At 59.7% G+C, this 6,087-nt stretch carries 5 protein-coding genes; 2 read left to right on the top strand and 3 right to left on the bottom strand.

Annotation, left to right across the window (positions count from 1 at the left end; translation table 11 throughout):
• Window positions 1-95 precede the first annotated feature (95 nt).
• The 3 genes from ACW9JE_RS12385 to ACW9JE_RS12375 all read right to left on the bottom strand — a co-directional run bounded on the left by ACW9JE_RS12385 (window position 96) and on the right by ACW9JE_RS12375 (window position 3,946).
• Window positions 96-1,121: a histone deacetylase family protein gene (locus tag ACW9JE_RS12385; protein WP_224536858.1), complete on the bottom strand. Its 1,026-nt coding sequence runs from the start codon at window positions 1,119-1,121 to the stop codon at window positions 96-98.
• Between the two features lie 267 nt (window positions 1,122-1,388).
• On the bottom strand, window positions 1,389-2,612 hold the full coding sequence (locus ACW9JE_RS12380) for a Zn-dependent hydrolase (protein ID WP_224536862.1): 1,224 nt from the start codon (window positions 2,610-2,612) through the stop codon (window positions 1,389-1,391).
• 23 nt (window positions 2,613-2,635) lie between these two features.
• A complete protein-coding gene (locus ACW9JE_RS12375; RefSeq protein ID WP_224536865.1) occupies window positions 2,636-3,946 on the bottom strand; it encodes an MFS transporter in 1,311 nt (436 codons plus the stop codon).
• 396 nt (window positions 3,947-4,342) lie between these two features.
• On the opposite strand from ACW9JE_RS12375, the gene ACW9JE_RS12370 reads away from it, so the two are divergent.
• Both ACW9JE_RS12370 and ACW9JE_RS12365 read left to right on the top strand, forming a co-directional pair.
• Window positions 4,343-4,729, top strand: coding sequence for a helix-turn-helix transcriptional regulator (locus tag ACW9JE_RS12370; RefSeq protein ID WP_224536867.1), 387 nt, complete (start codon window positions 4,343-4,345; stop codon window positions 4,727-4,729).
• Window positions 4,723-6,036: a type II toxin-antitoxin system HipA family toxin gene (locus ACW9JE_RS12365; RefSeq protein WP_263487871.1), complete on the top strand. Its 1,314-nt coding sequence runs from the start codon at window positions 4,723-4,725 to the stop codon at window positions 6,034-6,036. The genes ACW9JE_RS12370 and ACW9JE_RS12365 overlap by 7 nt, the downstream gene beginning before the upstream one ends.
• Window positions 6,037-6,087 lie beyond the last annotated feature (51 nt).

Raw genomic sequence — 6,087 nt, 5'->3', positions numbered from 1 at the left:
CACAGTGTCCAGTGTCTTGCACAATAATTGTGCTCAACAAGGAAACCTGTGGGAGCGGGCTTGCCCGCGATGAGGCCCTCACAGACGCTGAAGAATCAGAGCTTCCACACCTCAGGCCCCACAAAAAACGCCCGCGCATTGTCCTCCAGACTCTCCAGGTGATACCCCCCCTCCTGCACGATCAGACACGGCAGCCCAAGGCTGCGGATCCGCTCGCCCAGCTCGGCAAAGCCTTCACGGGTCACCGCCACCTTGCTCTGCGGATCGAGTTCATAGATGTCGAAGCCCAACGACAACACCAGCACCTCGGCACCGAAATCGGTCACGGCCTGTAAGGCCACGTCCAGTTGCCCGAGGAAATCCGCCTCGCTGGCACCGTGGGCCATCGGCAGATTGAGGTTGAAGCCCTCGCCTGCGCCGACGCCGCGCTCATCGTTGAAGCCGGCGACCCCCGGGTAGAAGTTGGTCGGATCGCCGTGCACCGAGACATAGAGCACGTCGTCGCGGTCGTAGAAAATTTCCTGGATGCCCTGGCCGTGGTGCATGTCGGTGTCGAGCACCGCCACCCTGTCGAATTTGCCACGCAATACCTGGGCTGCCACCGCCGCGTTGTTCACGTAACAGAAGCCACCCGCGGCTTCGCCCCGGGCGTGATGTCCCGGTGGACGGCACAGGGCGTAGGCGGCAGGTTCGCCATCGAGCAAAGCTTGAGCGCCGGCAATCGCGCTCTGCGCCGACCAGTAGGCCGAGCGCCAGGTCTGCTCGCCCACCGGGCAACTGCCGTCGGCCAGGTAACGGGCGGCCTGGGCGAGGATGCCACGCAGGGCGTTGGGCTCGCGGACGAAGATGTTGGACATGACTTCGTCGCCCCAGTCTTCGGGGATTTCCTTCCAGCGTTGGTGGGCTTCCTGGAGGAACGCCAGGTAGGGCGCGCCGTGGACGGCCAATAGTGGATCAAGACCGGCATCGGTGGGTTGCTCGACGGAAAAACCCAGCGAGTGCGAGGCCTGGACCAGACGCTGCGCGCGCTCGGGGACTTCCTGAGGAGTGCGCATCTGGCCGCGGGAGTAGTAGCTGCGTGGGTGGTGGAGCAATTGTTCTGGGTGGAAAAAACTGCGCATGGGGTTGGTTCCCGTCAGTTAAAAAAGTGCGTTAAACACAAAATCCTGTGTTGCTTAGTAATCCTGTGGAGATACAAAACTTGTGGTGAGGGGATTTATCCCCGTTGGGCTGCGGAGCAGCCCCAAAACCTGAACTCGCGGTTTATCAGACATATGAGTTGTATGGTTCTACGACTGCTGCGCAGCCGAACGGGGATAAATCCCCTCACCACAGGTTTCACAACACCACAGAAATTCAGTGCCCCTGGGTAAGCAGTGGCAGATGAATCAGTTGTTTGCTCGCGATAACACCGCGTTCAACAACACATCCGTCCCCTGCCGCACATCCTCCGGCAACACATCCTCAGCCTCGTTATGACTCAACCCACCCACACACGGAATGAACACCATCGCCGTCGGGCAGTAGCGCGCCAGGTGAATCGCATCATGCCCCGCGCCGCTGACGATCGATTGCTGAGCGTAGCCCAGGCCATCCACCGCCTGCTGTACCGCCGCCACGCATTCGGCGTCGAACGGCGTGGCCGGGCTGATCCAGTGCGGGGTGATTGTCAGTTTCAGATCGCGACCGTCAGCTATGGCCTGCAGCCGTGCGCGCACCTGTTGCTCCATGGCCTCGATGGCGTCATCACGGTGATGCCGTAAATCGACGGTGAAGTTCACCAACCCGGGAATGGTGTTGCGCGAGGACTTGTTGATGCTCAACTCGCCCACGGTGGTCAGGCCTTCGGGGGCGAAATCGGTGGCCAGGCCTTCGATGGCCTGAATCATCCGCGCCACGCCGTAGAGGGCATCCTTGCGCAGTGGCATGGGCGTGGTGCCGGCGTGGGCAGCCATGCCTTCGACGCGCACGTCCAGCCAGCGAATCGCCTGGCCGCCGCTGACCACGCCGATGCTCTTGGCGTTGTCCTCCAGAATCGGCCCCTGCTCGATATGCGCCTCGAAGTACGCGTCCACCTCACCACCCAGCGGACGTTCACCTTCATAACCGCAACGCTGCAAGGCCTCGGCGACGCTGATGCCGTCGGCATCGCGCACCGCCAGCGCGGCGTCCAGATCCATGATTCCGGTGAAAACCGCCGAGCCGAACATCGCCGGGGTGAAGCGTGCGCCTTCCTCGTTGGTCCACACCGCCACTTCCAGCGGCTTGCGGGTCTGGATGCCCAGATCGTTGAGGCAACGCACCACTTCAAGACCGGCCAGCACGCCGTAAACGCCATCGAAGCGCCCGCCTTCGGGCTGGGTGTCGAGGTGGCTGCCCATCATCACCGGCGCGGCATCCGGGTCGGTGCCTTCGCGACGAGCGAACAGGTTGCCGATCGCATCCACGCTCAGGGTCATGCCGGCTTCGCGGCACCAGTGGGCAAACAATTCGCGACCGGCTTTGTCCTCGTCGCTCAGAGCCAGACGGCAGCTGCCGCCACGGGCGGTGGCACCGATTTCCGCCATCGCCATCAGACTCGCCCACAGGCGTTCGCCATTAATTTTCAACATGGGTTTCTCCAGAAAACGGTTGATCAAGCGTTGGCCATTTCCATGCGTTCAGCACTGGCATGGCGACGGGCAAGGGACAGGACACAAATCAGCGAAGTCGCGGCGATCAGGCTGTAGAACACCGCCATCGGCCACCACTGGCCGGCGAACTTGTGCGCCAGCATCGTGCCGATCAGCGGCGTCAGGCCACCGGCCACCGCGCCGCAAATCTGATAGGCCAGGGAGATCGCGGTGTAGCGCACCCGGGTTTCGAACATGCCGCTCACATAGCCGGCGATCACCGCATAGAAGGACGCCATGCACACCACCGCCAAAGCGATGCCGAGGATGATCAGCGGCGCCTGGGCCGAGCTCACCAGCACGAACATCGGGTACGGCGAGGCCATGGCCAACAGCGACACCAGGCACAGGAAGCGGGTCGCACCGATTTTCTCGGCAATCCACGCCGCCAGCGGCTGGATGCAGAACTGAATTATCGCGACGAAGAACAGACACTCAAGGATCAGCGAACGCGGCAGCGCCAGTTGCTGGGTGGTGTAGGCAATCATGAAGGTGTTGGTGAAATACACCCCGGCGATACCCAGAGTATTGGCACCGATGCAAAGCAGCAGCGGACGCCACGCGATGCGCAGCACTTCCATGACCGGCGCCTGCTCCTTGCGGGTGTTCTTGATCGCCTGCTCGCGGCTGGCGAGGAATTCCGGCGACTCATTGACTCCCAGGCGAATCGCCAGGCCCACCAGCAGCAACAGCGAACTGGCGAGGAACGGCAGGCGCCAGCCCCAGCTCATCAGGTCCTCTTCCGGCAACCGGGTGACGGCGCTGAACGCCAGCAGCGACAGGATCAAACCCGCCGGGCTGCCCAGTTGCGCGAACGAGGCGAAGAAATTGCGTCGACCTTTCGGCGCATGCTCACCGGCCATCAACACCGCCCCGCCCCACTCTCCACCCACGGCGATGCCCTGGACGACGCGCAGCAGGATCAGCAGCACCGGCGCGGTGGCGCCGATCTGCGCGTAAGTCGGCAGCAAGCCGATGCACACGGTGACCACGCCCATCATCAACAGCGTGATGATCAACGACTTCTTGCGCCCGATACGGTCGCCGATATGCCCAAAGACAATCCCGCCCAACGGCCGTGCAAAAAAACCCACGGCAAAGGTGCCGAACGCGGCCATGGTGCTGAATAACGGGTCGTCTGAAGGAAAGAACAGCGCACCGAACACCAGCGCGGCGGCGGTGGCGTAAATGTAAAAGTCGTACCACTCGATCATCGTGCCGATGAAGGCAGCGGCTGCCGCACGGCGCGGCTGGGACGAAGCTTGAGGCTTCATGGGTCGGGCTCCTTTGGTTATTTTTCTGGCAGGAGAGAAACGGCGAATCAGGGCGCTCTGGCGGCGCGGTGTGGGGAGGATTTTTTGTTCCGGGGGGATGATTAGTCAATTTTCTATTTATTATGCAAAGTATTAAGCAGATTTATAATTAACAACTGCCAGCGCCTACGCAGAGGTCTCAGGATTTTCTTTCCTCAAAGCACAAGACTGGGCTTAAATCGTCATCAATTATTAAAGCCTAAAAATCTATACTCAAAACCAGATTTTTCTGCTTAATGACTAGTTTTCTATACATTTAACCCTTACTTGCTTTCTCCCACTAAAATCATCGATAGCGTCTAACTTTAAATACAAAGAAACGTAATAAATCACCCTTAGCCAAGGAATCTAGACACTATGCGCCTCCAAGCCATGACTGACGATGCCATTGCCAGCACCATTGGCGCGCTGCTTCAGGAGCTGCGCCTCAAAAAAAATCTGAGCCAGGAACAGGTGGCTGAAGAAGCCGGGATCAGCCGCCAAACCCTGATCAACATCCTGCATGGGAAAGGCACCCTGGTGAATCTGGTCGCCGTTCTGCGCGCCATTGGAGAGTTAGAGCGAGTGAACTCGCTTGTCCAACCCGTTCGGCCAAGCCCATTGCAGGTGATCAAGATGGCAGGATCGCAACGCATGCGCGCCACCGGCACCCGCACTGCCCGCACGTCGGACAAGGGCTCGGACGAGAGCACGGCAGTTTCGTCACCCAAGGGAAAAACGCGTAAGAAGGAGGTTCATTGGTGATCACTGCGAAGGTGTATCTGTACGAAATGTTTGTGGGTGGTCTGCTTTGGGACGAGAACACTCAACTGGGCCTGTTCGAGTACGACCCCGAGTTCGTCAGGACGGGTATCGAAATCTCCCCCATCCATATGCCGCTGGCGGCGAATCAAACCTACGCCTTTCCAAGCCTGAATCGGGACACCTACAAAGGGCTTCCGGCCATTCTCGCGGACTCCTTGCCGGACGATTTCGGTAACGCACTGATCGACGCCTGGCTGGCTAAAGAAGGTCGAGACAAATCGACTTTCACCCCGGTCGAACGCGTGTTGTATCAGGGCGCACGTGCAATGGGTGGGTTGGAGTACCAGCCAGCCCTGGATGGCGCGGCCAAAGCCAGTGAGCGCTTTCAGATCGATGCGCTGGTCGAGCTCGCCAGTGAAGTGCTTTCTCAACGGGAAAGCCTGGCTGAGCGCCTCGCAAAGCATGACCCCGATGTCGATGATGACGCGCTTCAACGCTTGATCCAGGTTGGCACCAGTGCCGGCGGAGCCCGGGCAAAGGCGGTCATCACAATGAACGCTGCCGGCGAGATCCGCTCCGGGCAGGTCAAGGCGCCGAAGGGTTTTACCTACTGGCTTCTGAAGTTTGATGTCGCCAAAAACACTGACGTCCTCGCCGACTCCCAAGGCTATGGCCGCATTGAATACGCCTATTCGCTCATGGCCAAAGAAGCCGGCATCACCATGAACCCGTGTGAACTGCTACAGGAAGGTGGCCGTGCACACTTCCTGACCAAGCGCTTTGACCGCACTGACGACGGCGACAAAATCCACATGGCCACCCTCTGTGCTCTCGACCACGCCGACTACAAGCAGCCTGGCGGCTATTCGTACGAGCAAGCCTTTGGGGTAATGAGAGAGCTCGGGTTATCACGCAAGGAAGCTGTCGAGTTCTATCGTCGGATGGTGTTCAACCTGGTTGCCCGAAACCAGGACGATCACACAAAGAACACCAGCTTCCTGATGGACCAGGAAGGCACATGGTCACTCTCCCCCGCCTACGATATTTCATGGTCGTACCTGCCCGGCAATTTCTGGGTAGAGACGCACCAGATGACCGTGAATGGAAAGCGCGACAAATTTGAACTTGCAGACCTGGAAGCCGTGGCCAGGCAAGTCCGGGGCATCGATGCGCACGCCATCATCAAAGAGGTCTGCACTGCGGTGAAGCGCTGGCGGCCAATCGCTGAGGCAGCAGGTGTTGCACCGAGGATGATCAACGAGATCGAAGCGACACACCGCATGTACCTTGGCCAGACGTTGGTCTAGAGAACGCTGCTACTTCGCACAGACATCAAGTCCCAATAAAAAAGGGAGAGC

The organism is Pseudomonas sp. SDO55104_S430, from assembly GCF_054070595.1.
This window is presented reverse-complemented; position numbering and strand designations above follow the sequence as displayed.